This is a genomic window from Aliivibrio sp. S10_S31 (assembly GCF_014694495.1).
Lineage (GTDB): Bacteria > Pseudomonadota > Gammaproteobacteria > Enterobacterales > Vibrionaceae > Aliivibrio > Aliivibrio fischeri.
On the sequence record NZ_JAAUWR010000008.1, the window covers coordinates 151,562 to 167,870 of the forward strand.

Annotated in this window: 11 protein-coding genes; 7 read left to right on the forward strand and 4 right to left on the reverse strand. The window is 38.4% G+C overall.

Going from position 1 to position 16,309, the window contains the following annotated elements:
- Positions 1–114: 114 nt before the first annotated feature.
- Entirely contained in the window at positions 115–1,176 is a 1,062-nt protein-coding gene (gene ansB / locus HC728_RS09285; protein ID WP_005419732.1) for an L-asparaginase 2, read from the forward strand.
- A gap of 107 nt (positions 1,177–1,283) precedes the next feature.
- Here the strand turns inward: ansB and HC728_RS09290 are convergent, their stop codons facing one another.
- A complete protein-coding gene (locus HC728_RS09290; RefSeq protein ID WP_012533529.1) occupies positions 1,284–1,973 on the reverse strand; it encodes a DUF3334 family protein in 690 nt (229 codons plus the stop codon).
- A 181-nt stretch (positions 1,974–2,154) separates the two neighbouring features.
- On the opposite strand from HC728_RS09290, the gene HC728_RS09295 reads away from it, so the two are divergent.
- The 5 genes from HC728_RS09295 (at position 2,155) to udp (ending at position 10,938) form a co-directional block, all read left to right on the forward strand.
- Positions 2,155–5,187, forward strand: coding sequence for an FAD-binding and (Fe-S)-binding domain-containing protein (locus HC728_RS09295; protein ID WP_190395342.1), 3,033 nt, complete (start codon positions 2,155–2,157; stop codon positions 5,185–5,187).
- A 156-nt stretch (positions 5,188–5,343) separates the two neighbouring features.
- Positions 5,344–6,936, forward strand: coding sequence for a hypothetical protein (locus HC728_RS09300; protein ID WP_012533327.1), 1,593 nt, complete (start codon positions 5,344–5,346; stop codon positions 6,934–6,936).
- A gap of 128 nt (positions 6,937–7,064) precedes the next feature.
- Positions 7,065–7,481 (forward strand): CBS domain-containing protein, encoded by a 417-nt coding sequence (locus HC728_RS09305; RefSeq protein ID WP_005419725.1) that lies wholly within the window; start codon positions 7,065–7,067, stop codon positions 7,479–7,481.
- Between the two features lie 150 nt (positions 7,482–7,631).
- Positions 7,632–9,947, forward strand: coding sequence for a zinc/cadmium/mercury/lead-transporting ATPase (locus HC728_RS09310; protein WP_190395343.1), 2,316 nt, complete (start codon positions 7,632–7,634; stop codon positions 9,945–9,947).
- Positions 9,948–10,179: 232 nt separating this feature from the next.
- A complete protein-coding gene (udp, locus tag HC728_RS09315) occupies positions 10,180–10,938 on the forward strand; it encodes a uridine phosphorylase (RefSeq protein WP_005419708.1) in 759 nt (252 codons plus the stop codon).
- A 134-nt stretch (positions 10,939–11,072) separates the two neighbouring features.
- Here the strand turns inward: udp and HC728_RS09320 are convergent, their stop codons facing one another.
- The gene (locus tag HC728_RS09320) at positions 11,073–12,224 is read right to left on the reverse strand and encodes a DUF1887 family protein (protein ID WP_017019849.1); all 1,152 of its coding nucleotides are present in this window, start codon (positions 12,222–12,224) and stop codon (positions 11,073–11,075) included.
- A gap of 216 nt (positions 12,225–12,440) precedes the next feature.
- On the opposite strand from HC728_RS09320, the gene HC728_RS09325 reads away from it, so the two are divergent.
- Positions 12,441–12,914 carry a DUF2947 domain-containing protein gene (locus tag HC728_RS09325; RefSeq protein ID WP_005419704.1) on the forward strand — a complete coding sequence of 158 codons (474 nt, stop codon included), beginning with the start codon at positions 12,441–12,443 and terminating at the stop codon, positions 12,912–12,914.
- A gap of 63 nt (positions 12,915–12,977) precedes the next feature.
- On the opposite strand, the gene HC728_RS09330 is transcribed toward HC728_RS09325, so the two are convergent.
- Positions 12,978–13,280, reverse strand: coding sequence for a hypothetical protein (locus HC728_RS09330; protein WP_017019850.1), 303 nt, complete (start codon positions 13,278–13,280; stop codon positions 12,978–12,980).
- Positions 13,281–13,440: 160 nt separating this feature from the next.
- Positions 13,441–16,257, reverse strand: coding sequence for an Hsp70 family protein (locus tag HC728_RS09335; protein WP_065598049.1), 2,817 nt, complete (start codon positions 16,255–16,257; stop codon positions 13,441–13,443).
- Positions 16,258–16,309 lie beyond the last annotated feature (52 nt).

Sequence of the window (16,309 nt, forward strand, 5' to 3'; positions counted from 1 at the left end):
TGATAGTTGTGATTGTTATCACGGTACATTAATTAAAAGCAAATATGATGAATTAAATCAAAATGTGCAATTTTATTTTCTCGTAATTAATTGTTTTTATAATGGAGTACTAACATGAAAAAGAATGCCATTGCAGTAGGTATGTTGCTTTCTGGTCTTTGCTTTAGCTCAATCAGTCTTGCTGATGATTTACCAAATATTAAAATCTTAGCGACTGGCGGTACTATTGCTGGCGCAGGTCAATCCGCAACGGGTTCTAGCTATACATCTGGTAAAGTTGGAGTCGATTCTTTGATTCATGCTGTACCTCAAATGACAGAAATTGCGGATATTAGTGGTGAACAAGTCGTAAGTATCGGTTCTCAAGATATGAATGATGAGGTATGGCTAACATTATCAAAGCGTGTAAATGAGTTATTAGCTCAAGATGATGTTGATGGTGTTGTGATTACTCATGGCACAGATACGATGGAAGAAACCGCTTATTTCCTAGACCTTACTGTTAAAAGTGATAAGCCTGTAATTTTGGTTGGCGCAATGCGTCCATCAACGGCAATGAGTGCTGATGGTCCAGTTAATTTATACAATGCGGTTGTAGCAGCAACGGATAAAGATTCTGCTGGGCGTGGTGTATTAGTCGCAATGAACGATACTGTATTTGATGCTCGTGACGTAACTAAAACCAATACAACGTCTGTAAATACCTTTCAATCACCGAACTTTGGTCCGCTAGGTTATATTCATAATGGCGATGTCCAATATCAACGTAGCCCTGAACGTAAGCATACAACTGAAGCTGAATTTGATGTATCTAAGCTAAAGACGTTACCTAAAGTCGGTATTGTATACAATTATGCCAATGCTACAGCGTTGCCTGTGACTGCAATGGTTGATGCGAAGTTTGATGGTATCGTGAGTGCAGGTGTTGGTAACGGTAATATTTATCATACGGTGTTTGATGAGTTAGCTAAAGCAAGCAAAGAAGGGGTGGTGGTTGTACGTAGTGCTCGCACAGGTTCAGGTTCAACAACGCTTGATGCTGAAATAGATGATGCGAAATACGGTTTTGTTGCGTCAGGTACATTGAACCCTCAAAAAGCTCGAATTTTATTGATGTTGTCGCTAACTGAGACGGAAAACTACAAAGAAATTCAAAAGATGTTTCAGTATTACTAGGTGTAGTTTAGTTTTGTAAGTAAAAAAACAGCCAATATCAATTATTGGCTGTTTTCTATTTGGAAGGATGAAATATTTATGTAGGTTGGTATTAAATACCTAATTTATCAAATGCCTAGCTCATCAAATAAAGAGTCATCAAAATCCTGATTAGATTCCTGCTTCTTCTCTTCTTTTTTACTTGAACGATGTTGATCTAATAGATCGTCAGCATCGAATTCATCTTCTTGTTCAAACTCTTCTAATTGAATAAATTCAGTCTTATCCATCGCTAATTCAAGATAGAAAATGTGATTATTTTCAGTAGTGAAGGTCACTCGACGAGCTTGAGGACGATCTAGATTGGTATCAACAGACAAGATTACTTGTTTGTTTAAAGACAACATTTTAGGTTGGTTTTGTGAAATCGTTGTTTGCAGTGTTTTACGGATTTGACCTGTGAAATCACCAACGATTTGATTCATTAGCTCACCTAGTACGTCACCCACTTCATCAGAAGTATGTAAAATCGCTAATTCTTCAGCTGGCATGCCCATATTACGCATGTATTTTGTATATAGTTCTAATGCAGCGTCTTTAGTGAAGTTAGTTACAACAAGGCCAGAAAAACCACCATCAAATAAAACAAAACAGCCAAAATCTGGTTTTAAACTTGTTTTAGTGATCTTTTGTACCATAGCAGAATAGGTCACAGAGCTTTGAGTAGCTTTACTTAACACTCCTGACATTGAGCGACATAAGGTTAATAGGATATCGTCCGTCGTAATTATTTTTGATTTTCTTATTGCTGGTTTCATAGCGTTCTCTATTAAAAATGTCACAGATAATAATTATCAAAGCAAAATATGTGCCTTTAAAGCGGCAAATATTTATCGGATATAGCATATACCGGATGTTTTATCCAATCGAGATGTTGTAAAGTGTGTATAGAACAACATTATAGAGCTGAGGGATCAGCGAGTTAAGGAGCATGGAGCAATGTTACCAGCGTTACAATTTCAATCTACGATTGATCCAAAAGTTGTAGATTATTTAGAGCAATTAAGCCGTACTGATTTTAGTGGTGATATAGAAACGACATATTCGAGTCGTTTAGCTGTTGCAACAGATAACAGTGTTTACCAACAATTGCCGCAAGCCGTTTTACTTCCAAAGACAACAAAAGATGTCGAGTGTCTAACGACCTTGGCAAGTAAAGAAGAGTATCGAACTATTCAGTTTTCTCCACGTGGTGGAGGTACGGGGACAAATGGACAATCTTTAACGCAAGGAATTGTTGTTGATCTTTCTCGTCATATGAACCAGGTATTAGAGATTAATATTGAGGAAGGGTGGGCGAGAGTCCAAACAGGTTTAATTAAAGATCAATTAAATGATGCACTTCGACCTCATGGCTTTTTCTTCTCTCCTGATTTATCAACCAGTAACCGAGCAACTATTGGTGGAATGATCAATACCGATGCTTCTGGTCAAGGCTCGCTTAAATACGGAAAAACATCAGATCATATTCTGGCTGTTACTGCTATTTTAGCAAACGGAGAATGCTTAAATACGGAACTTGATGATGATAAACAGCCGGAGAAAATACGTAAGGTTTTAGATATTACGGCTAAAGTATGTAGAGATAATCGCCAGAAAATAGAAGATAAATTTCCGCCATTAAATCGATTCTTGACTGGGTATGATTTAAAAAATGCCTTAGATACCACTAATGATGAATTCGATATTACTCGTGTTTTATGTGGAGCAGAGGGCTCGCTTGCTTTTTTAACAGAAGCGAAGGTGAATATTACCCCTATACCTAAAGCTCGAACGTTAATTAATGTTAAATATGACAGCTTTGATGCGGCATTAAGAAATGCACCATTTATGGTAGATGCGAATGCGCTTTCTGTAGAAACCATTGATTCACGTGTTCTTAATTTTGCAAAGCAGGATATTGTTTGGCATACGGTGAGCGATCTGATCACCGATGTTCCAGATAAAGAAATGCTTGGTCTAAATATGGTGGAATTTGCTGGAGCCAATCTTGATGAGGTACAGCAGCAAGTTAATACTTTAATTGAAAAGTTAGAAGCATTGCAGCATTCGGGAACGGCAGGAATCATTGGTTATCAAGTAACAAGTGATGTAGCAAGTATCGGAAAAATATATACGATGCGCAAAAAAGCGGTAGGACTGCTTGGGGCGACAAAGGGAGCGGCAAAACCAGTCGCTTTCGCAGAAGATACTTGTGTGCCACCTGAAAATTTAGCCGACTTTATCCAAGAATTTAGAGAACTGCTCGACTCACACAAATTAAATTATGGCATGTTTGGTCATGTAGATGCAGGGGTTCTGCATGTGCGTCCAGCATTGGATATGTGTGACCCTGAACAAGAAGCATTGATGCATACTATTTCAGATCAAGTTGTGGCTTTAGTCTCTAAATATGGCGGTTTAATGTGGGGAGAGCACGGTAAGGGTTTCCGATCTGAATATGGTCCAGAGTTCTTTGGTGAAGAACTATTCACGGAATTGCGTCGAGTAAAAACGGCGTTTGACCCATACAATAAGATGAATCCAGGAAAAATTTGTACGCCTCTTGAAAGTTCTGATGAGCTAGTTAAAGTGAGTGGAACTAAGCGTGGATTTTATGATCGCCAAATACCTGTAGAAGTAAGAGACAGTTTTAATCAAGCAATGGAATGCAATGGGAATGGTCTCTGTTTTAACTATGAAACCAGTTCGCCAATGTGCCCATCAATGAAAGTAACGGCTGATCGACGTCACTCACCAAAAGGTCGAGCTGGGTTAGTTCGAGAATGGTTACGCCAACTTTCTGAGCAAGGTGTGGACCCGATTGAATTAGAAAAAGAGCTATTAACTAAACGTCCATCGATTAAACAGATTATTGATAGAATTAAAAACACTTTAAATAAAGAAAGAGAATACGATTATTCTCATGAAGTTCATGAAGCGATGATGGGCTGTTTAGCTTGTAAAGCGTGTGCGAGTCAATGTCCAATAAAAGTGGATGTACCGAGTTTTAGGTCGCGATTTTTAAATATCTATTACAGTCGTTATCAGCGTCCAATGAAAGATTATATGGTTGCAAATATTGAAACCATGTTGCCGTTAATGGCTAAAGCGCCAAAACTAATTAATGGTGTTTTAAAGCAATCAATAACACAAAATATCACAAAGAAAACACTAGGCTATGTCGACATGCCTCTTTTATCTGTTCCTACATTAAAAGAGCGTTGTAAAAGAAATGATATGACTGAGTTTAATCTTAAGAGGTTAAGTGAGCTAACTGATAAAGAACGCCAGAAGTATGTATTAATTGTTCAAGACCCATTCACCAGTTATTACGATGCAGAAGTGGTTAGTGATTTTATTGAATTAATACAACGACTAGGATTAAAACCGGTACTTTTGCCATTTAAACCGAATGGTAAAGCACAACATATAAAAGGCTTTTTAAAACAGTTTTCTTCTACCGCAAAAACAAGCAGTGAGTTTTTAAATCAAGTTGCTAAGCTTAATATTCCAATGGTTGGCGTGGATCCTGCTTTAGTTCTTTGTTATCGAGATGAATATAATGAGATATTGGCCGATAAACGCGGTGATTTTACGGTATTAACTGTACATGAGTGGTTGCACCCTCGCTTATCCTCGTTTGAGAAGGCTACGGTATTTGATACCAGAGCTTGGCAATTATTTGCCCATTGTACTGAAAAAACAAAATTGCCGAACGCTGAAAAGGAGTGGGGGGCAATTTTTGGTCATTTTGGTTTACGATTAAATACGGTTCCTGTTGGCTGTTGTGGCATGGCAGGAACTTATGGACACGAGGCTGACAAATTGGCTTCATCCAAAGCAATCTATGAATTAAGTTGGAAAGGAAATCTAGCTAGTTTGGATAAGGAACGTTGCTTGATTACAGGTTATTCATGCCGTAGTCAGGTTAAGCGATTTGAAGGGCAGCAATTAAAGCATCCATTACAAGCGCTACTGACTAACATATAATGATCTAATTTCGCGCTATTTTGTGGTAAAGTAGCGCGAAATTCCTGTAATGAGTTAAATGCAAACGAACTGTGTTGTGTTTGTTAAAACTAATATAAGTTGATTTTTACAGGTTGGTATATTGTGTTTGTTGTTTTCATTAGAGTTGTAATATAAATGAGCAGTGCCGAATTAATTAGACGTATTCCGCAAATGAATGTTTTGGTGTTTACTGAAAAACGTGAACGCAGCACTCAAATTCGTCAATTTTTTCAAAAAGCGGGTTTTAAAAGTGCGGATAATTTTAATCTTGGCATGAAAGCATCAGATCTACCTGTCTATGATTATTATTTCATTGAGTATCATTACTCATCGCATGAAGTTATTGCTGAAATTGTTGATAATGCTCGAGCGAAAGCTAAGTTTGGTAAGCGTCCTATTTTTATCGTTGATATTGAGAATGAAGATTCTCAAGTCGATGATTTAAATGCGAGAGAATTGTTCCCTGATTTTATTGTTAATAGTCCTATCAATTACGGTTATATTGATGAACTAATAAAGAAATCATTTAACTTAACGTTATTAATAGAAAAGTTAATCGCAGAAGTTAAAGGATCACAAGCGGCTTTTATAAAAAGAGCGCAGACGTTTACAGGTATGTACAAAAATAGAATGCTGTTGAACATGACCTTAGAAGAACTTTATAAAGCGAAAGACTTTATGACGTTCAAAAAGGTATATCAACGTCATGATAAAAGCGAAATCATGCCACAAAATTTAATGGCGTATTGCCAAATGGTTGAAAAACCAAAAGCGATACCCGTTTTAGAATTGTTATTGCGTTCTAAAAAATACTTATTTAAAGCTAATTTAATGTTGGCTGAAATATATGAAGAAGCAAAACAAAAAAGTAAGCAGCAAGCATCTCTATCAAAAGCGTTTGAAAATAACCCAAAAAGTGACAGTGCTTTCTATTCTTATTTAACTTTTATCATCGAGAATAATGAGCATACTCTTATTCATAACATGATAATGAAACGTTTTTATCATATTGGTATTACACCAGTAACATTAAACAAAATGATATTGGATATTGCCGATACAGTATATAAATCGAATCATCAGTTTAATAAAGAAAAATATCGACGATTTTTTGGTCAATTAGTTATAACGTTGAAAAAACGAGTATCCATGGATAAGCGTGATGAATTGCAAGGTTATATTAATATTTTTATAGCGCGACAATTGTTTAAACAAGGTAAGCGTTATAAAGCAAAAGCAATTGCAGCAACTTGTTATCATCGTTTTTTATCCGAGCGTAAAGTCGCATCAGATGAATTTCGTGTGGCTACATTTGGCGTTTTAGCTATGGCTGGTGAAGTGAAGCTGTGTGTCGCTTTATATAAAGTGTTTGATCAAGCGAATCTAAAAAAGAACTCACCACAATTACTGCAACAATCAATGGTACATTTCCAAAAATTAAATAAAGTGTATCAGTGGCTCAGAGCACAAAAATCCGCAGATGAGAATAGACTTCAATTGATCAAAATAGGACAAACGTATCCGTATTCATCAGATTTGAACTATATGCTTCTTACTTTAACGTTGAAGGGTAAGAACTTAATGAGAAACCCTGAAAATATCAAACAGTGTCTAGCTATTATTCATAGAATGGAGCGTACAAATAACACTGCTGGGTATGAAAACGTAATGTCTTCTGTTGAACAAAACAAGAAAATATTGATCGATGTTTTGTTAGGTAGTGCATAATTTTCTACTTCTTTTTTGCTCAATAGGTTTTATCCATCACAGAGATAGGAAAGAGCGATTTAGCAATTTTCCAAAAATAGTCCACACTTAAGTTATCGAAGTAAGCGATAGCACGTTAGGGGGCTATAATGGAAAATAAAAAAGTAAAACAATACATGAGTGTACGACCTCTATATTTGACAGCGGATATGTCATTAGCAGCGGCGTTAGATCAATTTATTACTTCACAACATATTGGTGGTCCAGTTGTTAACGAGCAACGTGAGGTTATTGGGTTTATTTCTGAGCAAGATTTAATTAAGTCATTATTAGGTGTGAGTTATCACTGTCAAGATACACATGTTGTTGCAGATGTAATGAAGACCGAAGTGTTAACCGTTACACCTGATGATGCGATTGTTGATTTGGCTCAGACGATGACAGAAAACAAACCAAAGATTTACCCTGTGGTTGAAGGTGGTAAGTTAGTTGGAATTATTACTCGTCGCAATGTTCTTCAGGCTATTAGTGAATCAATAGGTCACTGTTTTAAACACCCCGTTTAATCTTTAGTTTCATCTCTTCTTACAAAAAGACACTTCGGTGTCTTTTTTGTTTCTGATAGAAAAAATATCCTTGACCTTGGAGTTAACTCTAAGGTTTATAGTTAATGGTGAGAGTGAATTCAAACCTAACATTTAACAAAGGAATATCTCATGTGTACTACTCATAAATCGACACACAGCCATGATCATAAGCACAACCCATCAAGCTCATGTTGTGCAACGCCAAAAATATCAACTATCAAAGCAGAAAGTGCTACTACGGATTGTTGCAGCGGCGTTGATAAACCAACGAGTTCTGATTCATGTTGCGGCTCAGATCCTGGAGAATCAGACCCCTTAGTTGTCATTCCTCAAGTATCCGAGAAAGGTACGTTATCTCGTAGCTGGTTAATTTCTGAGATGGATTGCCCAAGTTGCGCGGCAAAACTAAAAAAAGCCATTCTTGCCATTCCAGATGTAGTTGATGCGAATGTTGTTTTTGCAACAGAAAAACTTACAGTAAGAACAAAAGATGAATCAGTATTTGATGTGGTTGAAAGTGTTGCTAGAACAACAGGCTTTCCACTAACGGATATGAATACAAAAAATGTATCAGAAAATGTGGCTCAACCATTTTGGAAAAAGAACGCATTGTTATTGCTATTGGTTGCTTTTTTAGTGATTGCTACAGGCATTAATATAGTAAACAAAGAGCTTGGTACTATTGCATTTACTGTTGCCGGTCTGTTTGGGTTGATTCCTATTGGCCGTAAAGCCATTCGCTTGGCAAAAAATGGTTCACCATTTTCAATTGAAACCTTAATGACGGTTGCTGCTATTGGGGCAGTATATCTAGGTGAAACCGTTGAAGCAGCAATGGTCATTTTATTGTTTATGTTAGGTGAACAATTAGAAGGCTACGCATCAGCGAAAGCAAGAAGTGGTGTTAAAGCATTAATGGATTTAGTGCCAGATACGGCATTACGAATTAATAGTGATGGAACCAAAGAAGAAGTACCAGCATCAGAATTAAATGTGGGTGATCGTGTGCAGGTGAGTCCTGGTGACCGATTAGCTGCGGATGCAATTTTACTTTCAGAGTTTGCTTCGTTTGATGAAAGTGCCTTAACAGGTGAATCAGTACCTGTTGATAAAAAGGCAAATGACCCATTGATGGCTGGTTCTATTGTTAATGATCGCGTTATTGAAATTCAGATTACTTCAGCTCAAGGTGAAAATGCCATTGACCGTATCCTTCACCTAATAGAAGAAGCAGAATCACGTAAAGCACCACTAGAGCGTTTCCTTGATAAATTTAGCCGTTGGTATACTCCGGCAATGATGGTGCTGTCGTTATTGGTTATCATTATTCCACCACTGATGTTTGGTCAGTCATGGGATACATGGATTTATCGTGGTTTAGCTATGCTATTGATTGCCTGTCCCTGTGCGTTAGTGATTTCTACGCCTGCAGCGATTACTTCTGGTTTAGCAACGGCGGCAAAACGTGGTGCATTAATTAAAGGTGGCGCAGCTCTAGAAGAGTTAGGTCATATCCAAAATATCGCATTTGATAAAACAGGCACATTAACACAAGGAAAACCAGTTTTAACCGATATCCGAGTATTAACTGAAACCGAAACGGAAGAAAGTATTTTACTTCAATCAGCTGCGGTAGAGATGGGCTCATCGCATCCGCTAGCAAGAGCTGTTGTAGTTAGAGCGCAAGAGCAGGGGCTAACGGTTATTGAAGCAGATAATCGTGAGACGGTTGTTGGTAAAGGTATTAAAGGAACGGTTAACGATCAACATATTGAATTGTATGCACCTCAACAATTTGATGGTGAAGTTATTCCTGAAATTGAAAGCCAAATCGCCTTCTTAGAGCAGCAAGGTAAAACAGTTGTTCTGGTTCTGATTAATGAGCAGATCTCTGGATTATTAGCATGGCGTGATGAACTCCGCCCTGATGCTAAAATGGCTGTGGAAAAGTTGGTTAAATTAGGAATTAAACCAATCATGCTTACTGGTGATAATGAGCGAGCAGCAAAAGCCATCGCTGCGGAGTTAAATATTGACTATAAAGCAGGTTTATTACCTTCAGATAAAGTGAAGTATGTTGAGCAATTAACCGCTAATGCGAAAACGGCAATGGTAGGTGATGGCATTAACGATGCACCAGCAATGAAAACCGCATCTATTGGTATAGCGATGGGAGGGGGAACCGATGTTGCTCTTGAAACAGCAGATGCTGCGTTAACGCATAACCGCTTAGAAGAGCTTGCACCAATGGTGGCACTATCAAAAGCAACACTAAGCAATATTCGTCAGAACATTACCTTAGCGCTTGGTTTAAAAGCTGTCTTCTTAGTGACTAGCTTGTTTGGTATTACCGGTTTATGGGTTGCGGTATTAGCAGATAGCGGCGCAACAGCTCTCGTTACTTTAAATGCACTTCGTTTATTACGCTTTAAAGAGAAAGAGTAATAATATACAAATGAATTTAGTGAAGTAACTCAAATTAAAGCGCTCGTATTATGAGCGCTTTTCTATTTTTATGTGATGCCAATCGATTTTCTTTGCAAGAATGTAATATGAAAGCATGTCATTTGAGGTCTTTGTCACATAAAGCCGTCATTTAATTGGGTAAAGTAACTTCATCAAATCAAATATAACTAATTTAATTAACGCGGCCCTACAAAACCGCAAGGAGCTAACCATGACAGCAGCAGTATTCCATTTAGGCGTAACAAAAGAAGATCTTCAAGGTGCAGAAATGGCGATCATCCCAGGTGATCCAGCACGCGTTCAGAAAATCGCAGAACAAATGGAAAACCCTAAGTTTTTAGCAAGCCACCGTGAATACACAGTGTACCTAGCTGAGCTAGATGGCAAGAAGATTGTGGTATGTTCTACAGGTATTGGTGGTCCATCAACATCGATTGCGGTTGAAGAACTTGCTCAACTAGGTGTTCGTACTTTCCTACGTGTAGGTACAACTGGTGCAATTCAACCTCATGTGAATGTAGGTGATATGATTGTTACTACAGGTTCAGTTCGTTTAGATGGTGCGAGTCTTCACTTTGCTCCAATGGAATTCCCTGCAGTTGCTGACTTTGACGTTGCAACTGCAATGCGTAAAGCGGTAGTTGACCAAGGTGCAAATGTACACACAGGTGTAACAGCATCAAGTGATACCTTCTACCCGGGTCAAGAGCGTTACGACACGTTCTCTGGTCGTGTTGTTAAGCGCTTCCAAGGCTCAATGCAAGAATGGCAAGACATGGGCGTATTGAACTTTGAAATGGAATCAGCGACGTTATTAACTATGTGTGCAAGCTCTGGTTTACGTGCAGGTTGTGTTGCGGGTGTAATTATCAACCGTACTCAAAAAGAAATCCCAGATCACGCAACGCTAAAAGAAACAGAAGCGCGTTCAATTAAAGTGGTAATTGAAGCTGCTCGAAATCTTCTATAATAGGAAGAGCACAAAGAAATATAGAGTGCCGGTGGTTCATAGTGAATCACCGGCATTTTTATATGAATTGAAAAGCAGTAAAAAGGCCCACAACAGGGCCTTTTTAGTATCAGAGAGGATCTTAATCGAAAATATTAATGACCACCGGCCGCTAAGAACCAGTTAAGAAGGTGTTTTTTAAGATCGCCTAATTCATCAGGGCCGATAATCGCCAAGCCTAAGTCTTGTGCGCGCATAATGTCGTTATTACGTAGAGGACGGAAGCTAACAAGCATTGCACGAGCTTGCAGTCCACCAAGTAAATCACGTAATGATTCTAATTTGTATAGCGTATCATCACCATCATCACGCATGCCTTTGGTTTTACATTCAATGATATGCAGTTTGTTATTTACGATACTAACCACATCAAGTTCATTACGAACGTCTTTTTCACCAATTTCCCGATGCACTTGAACATTTAACGAGTGGTCTTGCAGAGTTGGTAAATATTGCTGAATATCGACAACCGTGTTGTGAACCAATATTTCAAGCCATTCACCATTGGCTAAACGACGAGCTTCTTCGCAATCAAAAGTGAGTATGCCATTTTCATACGTAGCTAACCCTGTTTCAACAAGATCAGTTAGTAGCATATTAAGTTCTTTATAGCTCTGTTGTTTCTCTGTTACTTCAACATCTAAACGTTGTTCTTTGCGACAAGTGGTGGCTAAATAGTTTAATGTTGCTAAGCCCGGGCCTAACTCTAATGCGTTGCTTGCCCAGCGTTGGCATAGTTCTCTTAAGCGCTTATCGATACTTTCTGGTAATTCAGTTTCTGAAAACTCACAGCGAGCCCCAAAAATAGCAAGATAATCACTCAAGCGAATATTATCAGCAACGTGTTTTTGTTTGCGACCATCTGGGTATAACCAACATAATTTGTCACTGTATGGCTCTACAACAAAGATTGGCCAATGATATGAACGGAACACTTCATAGGCAGAAAGAAGACGGTGACGAAGACCACAACTTGCATTTAATTTGATGTCACTAAAGTGAAGTTTCATTTCAGCAGCAAGTGCTTGCAATGATTGCTTGATTGCGTGGGTATCAACAATATTAGGGATTTCAAAAAAATCAGAACTGATCCCTTTATATTTTAGAATTGACTCCAGTCGATGGAACATCTCTTTTTGAGTTTCATCGCCAATGAACACTATGTGTTCGCCTTTCACCGATAAATCTAAAAGTGGGGTGATTAGACGTACGGGGTCTTGATCTAAAATGCCAACATGCGTAATCATTTAATAATCCTTGTAATGGCGATTACACATAAATGGAAGCAAGAAGGCATGTGTAATCTTTCGTTATATTTATGGTTTTGAATAATTTTGACTATTCAATACTACTGTTATGAGGGGGAGGATGATAAAAATCAAGCTATTGTTAGATATTCTTATTTGGGCTTAATAAAAAAAGACGATAGAATAGAGGCACATGCCTTACTATAGAAAGAGTTTATGAGCTATTTACCTTTAGATGAATACAATCGCAAGTGGATTTTTACTCATCAATCAATGCCTGTTGATGATGCCTTGCTGCCTTTAATTAAACCATTCACTCAAGCAAAATCAGCTCAAGTTTGGAATGACTTTATTAGTAGTAATAGCCCTACGGCAGATCATTTTGGCTCAAAAGAGTGGCCAATGAAGAAAAGCTCGTGGACAAATGAAATTGATTGGCAACACCGCTGGGACAGCGATAATGAATCATTACCTGAAGAAGTGCTAGAGTTTATTGATTGGTCAGATGAAGTAACTATCTATTTTTGTTATGAGAAATATAACTTAATTGAAACCTCATGGGGAACGTTTAAGAAAACGTGGAAGAACTTCTTATTTTATGATGACTTACCATTATTAATTGGTAAGAAAAAATCACAAGTCTTATGGTTTAATTCTAAGGGCAAAGTGAAGTTAGGAACAAGAAGTTAGGCTAGATTCGCCATTTTATTTAAAAGAAAAGCTCATTGTGAAGGCAATGAGCTTTTTTGTATATTATACCCGATTAATTGAAATAGTATGTTCGGGCGCATGAATTTCAAGATAATGAGAAAAGCTATCCAATTCATGTTTTAAGTTTTCGGTGTCGGCTTTATTTAAATGGATGATAAAACGTTGAAACTCATTGATATCCAATATCTGTTTATTATACATAATCCATTCAATAATCAGCTCTTGTGGAACAGAGGCGATATCACTTAACCTCTTAGCTGCATTGCGTAATTCTCGAGTACCGAAACGGGACCAACCAACAAAATAAAGTAACACTATGATCGCCAATATGGCGCTTTCAATCATAAAAGTTACCTTCAAAATGTGATGAATTCAGTATACTTGAATCAAATGCAATTAGAAGAAGAATAAGATGATGTTTGCACACCTTTGACAGTGGTGTGCAATTTTTCACCAAAGATATTCATTTCTCATATAACAAATTAAAGCATTAATGAGAATTCATCTAATTAATTAGACGTAAGCCTGCAGGTAATGCATCACCAAATAAGCGTTTAGAATCCGCTTCTGTTAATGCTTGTTGACTTGATACTAGTTCAATCCAACTTTGTGGGCAGCGTTCCTTTTTCAATTTATCAATGATCTTTTCTCGATAATCATCCGATACATCTAGGGTTCTATCTCCAGTTAAGCGAGCCATCATGACAGCAGCAAAACCAGCCATTGGTTGTTCTTTCCAGTCTTGTTCTAATAATGTTGGTAGCCATTGAGAGATTTGACTTGGAGGCACTAAATTATGTTGGCTACCATAAAATGGTGAACGTGAACAAATTCGACCTAAAGCCCACCAATGCACCTGCGGTTGGTTACCATTTTTTGCATGGCCTAGTACCCAAGAAGCAATTAACATTTTATCTTCTACATCGAGGTGTTCTAGTGCTGCAGCTAGGCGAACCATTGCCTCATAACTTTTGTTACTGGCTTCTTCTAATGTTTTTGGGTTGCGCAAAGAACCTGGATGTAGGTATTTTGCCATATCAGCTAAAATCGTTTCTTGTTGCTCTTGGTTTAGACCTCCAGAAATTCGACGCCAGAATGTCCACCAATCATTCCAAGATTGTTTCGATTCAAATTGAATGCCTTGTTGATAGGTTTCCCATGCCTGAGATATCTTCCATTCATCAGCTGGGTAACCAAAACCGGGGCGTAAAGCGAATCCCGTCATTTTTAACCAGTTTTGTTCGTGCTTGTCAGAGCGGCGGCGACGTTTTTTACTATCCAGTAATGCAGCAGCAAGTTCACGAGACGTAATAAGATCCCATGATTCACGTTTACCGATTAGCTTTTCAATATTTTTATTAAAGGCTTTAATGGCATTTGGGTTTTGTTTGCTGCCGCCATAAGCCTCTTTAATGCTTGCTATAGCATTAGGTAGGCGAGGGGGAAGGCTAATTTGATCCGCAAGGTTAGCGCTTTTATTAGACGCTTGGTTACGTACTTCAAATTCAACTAACCAACGCAGCGAATCGTCTTCAACAGAAACGCATTCAATTTTAATGGTTCCGACTTCTGTAAATTGACAAGCGAGAGTTACTTCAACGCGGTCTTTCTGGTTTGCGTGCAGTTCATCTTTTGATTTACTTGATTCAAGTGTTACTACGTAAGGAGGTAAGCTAACAAAGCTAGGGTCGGCTAACTCAGTGATCATTCCTGAGGTCGCAAGTTGATCTTTTGTTGTTGAAAGCAAATTAAATCGAACAGGTTCGCCTAAAGTTAGTGAGAAACGACGACTTGTCATACGAATTTCTTCGCCTTCTTCACTGCCTTTTGCCAATAAACATAAACCTTGAGGCTGTTTATTTTTCTCTTCTAATTGCAAATAGAATGAACGAGCCGAACCACCGCCAATCTTTAACTGTGCACCATGACGTGCTTTACCGTAAGCAACGGCACCATAAGCAACAGCTAAATCAGGGTGAGGGTTAGATAGTTGGGTGACAGTGTCACCTTTCCAGTTGTTCAATAACTCAAGAGAGCGTTCAGTTAAAAGTGGGCTATTAAATACGCCGCCGTTAAGTAGTAGACCAACAGGGATAGCACGATCATGATGTTTGGTTAAGTCAGCATCATCCCAACCTAATGCTTTTGCAGAGACTTCTTTATGGTTATCTAAGAATTGAGCTAGGTGTTTACTGATCGCAGGATCTGATGCGTAAGGTAAGCCAAATTCAACAACAGCAGTTTGACGCTGATTTGGACGGTCACTAAAGTCGGTCAGTGGTAAGAATCCATCCAGTGCGATCTGATGTACTTCTTCTTTGGTTAACTCAACTTTGCGGCTGCCACCTAATAGTTTAGAGCCTGACCCCAGAAGAGTAATGTGACCAGATTCAGGGGCGTTAGCAGATAGCAAACGTTCTTTGGTTTTGCGAGTTTGTTGGATAAGTTTGGTTAACGCGGCTGCCGTCATTTTCTTACCGCTATCTAAACGCTGTTCAGCTAAATGCGCTAAGGCTAAATCGATGTTGTCGCCGCCTAGCATTAGGTGATCACCCACACCGATACGATCAAGAGCTAATTCGTCTTTATTAAAACGTGCTTGGATTAAACTTAAATCGGTAGTACCGCCGCCTACATCGCACACCACCATTAACGGGATGTTCTTTAAAATGTCTTTTGCAGTATCTTGATGATGGTGGTACCAGTCATAACAAACGGCTTGTGGTTCTTCCAATAGAATGATCTTATCAAGACCTGCCAGTTTTGCTGCTTCGATAGTAAATGAGCGAGCACTTTCATCAAAAGAGGCTGGTACAGTAACAACGACTTCTTGAAGCTCCATTGGAGCGTCTGGGTGATGATAATTCCACGATTGGCGTACATGATTTAAATAGCTTGCACTAGCAACAATAGGTGACACTTTTTCGACATCATCAGCGCCTGCCCAAGGAAGAATATCAGAGGTGCGATCAACTTTGGTATGAGATAACCAACTTTTAGCACTCACAACTTGGCGGCCTTCTACTTTTGAGCCTAATTCACGGGCCCATTCACCAATGATGGCGTTTTTTATCTCACCCTCAATCGCCTTTACATTCCATGGTAGGGTTAGATCATTTTCAGTGATCTGACTTTTTGATGCGTGGTAACGAAATGATGGAAGTAGGGGTTTACGAGCCACTTCACCCGGTCCAACCAATTGATCGATATTAAAGATTTCGATTGGGCTAGTTTCAATACCAAGAGAAATATCAGTATAAGCAACAACGGTGTGAGTAGTACCAAGATCGATACCAATTAAATAGCGATTAGAAGAACTCATAAAAACCCCAACGTGATGTTAGTCTTGTGGCTGTTAGTAATACCAATTTCAA